We start from the raw sequence: 2708 nt of genomic DNA, 5'->3' as shown, positions 1-2708 counted from the left end.
ATTTTTTAATTTTTAAATTTAGTAAGTATTGTAGTTTTGTGGTAGAGAGGATGAATTATCGATGAATAATGTATTAATACTTAGCGATAAAACAAATTTTAAGGACGCAATTAGGCTACTTGATCTGAATGGCAATGGCGTATTGCCAGTGGTTGATAGAAACCAAAAGCTACTAGGCATCATAACAGATGGAGATATAAGAAAGGCAATTTTAAATAATAGTTTAGATCTGGAGCGCATTATAAATAAAAATCCATACAAGCTTCATATAGGTTCCTCAAAAAATCAGGTGATTACCTATATGAAGCAGATTCGCAGAAGACATATGCCGCTCGTGGATGACCAAGATAGATTTGTTAAAATAGTTGCTCTTGATGATATAGATTTTAGTTTAAAGCCAAATTGGGTTATAATTATGGCTGGCGGGTTGGGTACTAGGCTGGGCGATCTTACAAAGGACACACCTAAGCCCATGTTAAAAGTAGGAACTAAGCCTATGATGCAACATATTATTGACATGTTTGTATCCCATGGATTTACAAAATTTATGTTGAGCGTAAATTACAAGGCTGATGTAATAAAGGAATATTTTGGAGATGGTAGTAAATTTGGTATAGAGATAAAATATCTTGAAGAGAAGAAGCGGCTTGGTACGGGAGGTGCTTTGAGCTTGATTGACATGGAATTAAATGAGCCTTTTTTTGTAACAAATGGAGATGTTTTATCATTATTGGACTATGATGCGCTTTTATCATACCATAATGAACAAAATGCCACAGCCACTATGTGCATAAGAAGAGATAGTTATCAGGTGCCATATGGAGTAATAGAAGTAGATGGTCAAAATACCATAAAGGCAATGAAAGAAAAGCCCATAATAGAATTTTTTATAAATACTGGTATCTATGTATTAAATCCCGAAGTTTTGAATTATGTGCCAAAAGATAAGCTTTTTGATCTGCCTAGTCTGTTTGATATTATAAGAAATGCCGGCAAAACAACAAAAGCCTTTGAAGTTACGGACTATTGGATAGATATGGGGTTGCCTGCTGATTATGAAAAAATAAAGGGATTATATGAGCTCTGTAAGTAAGTGTCTAGTTTTTTACAGTAGAAATAAAGAGGAAAATGATATAACTTTCAAATTTGCAAAAGATTTCTTTAAGTCAGATCAATATTTTACAATATCAGATTATCCTACTTGTGATTTTTATATAGATTTAAATAAGTATGAAATTTGCGATTTGACAGCAAATGATTGGCAGATTGTAGAAGAGTGTATTGATTTTGCTGGAATTATTATTAAAGATAGACTGCTTAGGAATATAGAATTTCTAAAGGCTAAGGAGCTTATTTTAAAGGTTGCAAAATCTTCCATAGAGATACTTTCGAAGAATAGTTTTAAGTATTTAATAGTTCATCCAGTTGATAATTATGTTATGGATGTATTGATTGGAATTGCAAAGTTTTATAAATGTATTGTTTCTGGTATTTCCTCTTTTTTTATGGGCGGCTATAAGAGAGTAACAGTTTATGGTGAATTTAATGATTTTAGAAAAGTATCAAATGAGGAGGTTGTGACACTAAAAAAAAAGTTAACGGGCGACTTTAGGTCTCATATGGCCATTTCGAAGCGTAAAGCTATTTTTCGGGGCTTACTATATTATTTTAAATATAAAATCAAGTATATTATTTTTTATCTTATAAGGCACAAGCTATTTGGAGACTACAAGTATGACTATGCTAGTACGCCGTATTCTGCCACCATTGATAAATTTGGCAAGCTATTTCCTTTTTCTTTCTTTAGGAACAATATAGCTATTACCGAAAAATCCATCTATATCCCAATGCACTACCATCCAGAAGCAACCATAGAGTATTGGTCTGACGATATTAAAAATGTTGATTATATTACATCTTTAATAGAAGCAGTCAGGTATTTTTCTGATAATGGATGGAGCGTATATTTAAAAGAACACCCCGCTATGTGTTTTAGGCAAGATATAAATTTATACAAAAAAATTAATTCTATAAAAAATGTAGTCATACTTGACCCTTTTATAAAAACATCAGACGTTATGAAAACATTTGATAATTTTCTTGTGTGGACTGGCAGTACTGGTATAGAAGCATTGGTTAATGGAAAAAATGTTTATTTTGCTAGTTCGAATTATTACTATGATAAAACCACAAGCCATAAATATGAAAAAGTTTGCCTCGAGAAAGAAGAGGATAAGGATAATCTTATAAGAAAAGTACTGTCGAATACTGTAAGGTGGACTAACAATTGAAGCTAATTTTTTATAGATACCTTATGTATTCTTTTTTAGCTATTGAGGTACTGATGTTGCCAGCTTTTGTTGATAAAGAATTATATTCAATTTTTGAGTATTATAAATTTATTATATTTTCATCGCCATTTTTTATGCTCGGCGTCTCGTCTGGTTTTTTGTATTGCAATTATAGCTTGAAAAGTAATTATTTTAATGAATTAGTTATTTTTGGCACCATCTATGCTTTGATGGTTGTGGTGCCAATTGCATGGGTTTATTTTGACAATATATTATTTGTTGTTTTGTGTTTCTTGATGGTATTAAGTGTATTTGTAGAGCAAAAACTTCAAATCCAAAAGATGTTTGTATTGGCGCTTGGGCTCAAGCCGCTTATATCTATCTTTTTGGTTATTTCTGTTGCCATATTTTATTTTG

Annotated in this window: 3 protein-coding genes; all 3 read left to right on the top strand. The window is 31.5% G+C overall.

Annotated features, from left to right (window positions below; all coding sequences use genetic code 11):
- Positions 1-61 precede the first annotated feature (61 nt).
- Positions 62-1093 carry a nucleotidyltransferase family protein gene (locus H740_RS01675; protein ID WP_004322203.1) on the top strand — a complete coding sequence of 344 codons (1032 nt, stop codon included), beginning with the start codon at positions 62-64 and terminating at the stop codon, positions 1091-1093.
- Positions 1077-2291 carry a hypothetical protein gene (locus H740_RS01670; RefSeq protein ID WP_004322200.1) on the top strand — a complete coding sequence of 405 codons (1215 nt, stop codon included), beginning with the start codon at positions 1077-1079 and terminating at the stop codon, positions 2289-2291. Before H740_RS01675 ends, H740_RS01670 begins: the two co-directional genes overlap by 17 nt.
- Positions 2288-2708 (top strand): hypothetical protein (locus H740_RS01665; RefSeq protein ID WP_004322199.1); only part of this gene is annotated, 421 nt, incomplete at its 3' end. The genes H740_RS01670 and H740_RS01665, both read left to right, overlap by 4 nt.

Origin of the sequence: Campylobacter showae CC57C, from assembly GCF_000344295.2 — a bacterium.
GTDB lineage: Bacteria > Campylobacterota > Campylobacteria > Campylobacterales > Campylobacteraceae > Campylobacter_A > Campylobacter_A showae_B.
This window is presented reverse-complemented; position numbering and strand designations above follow the sequence as displayed.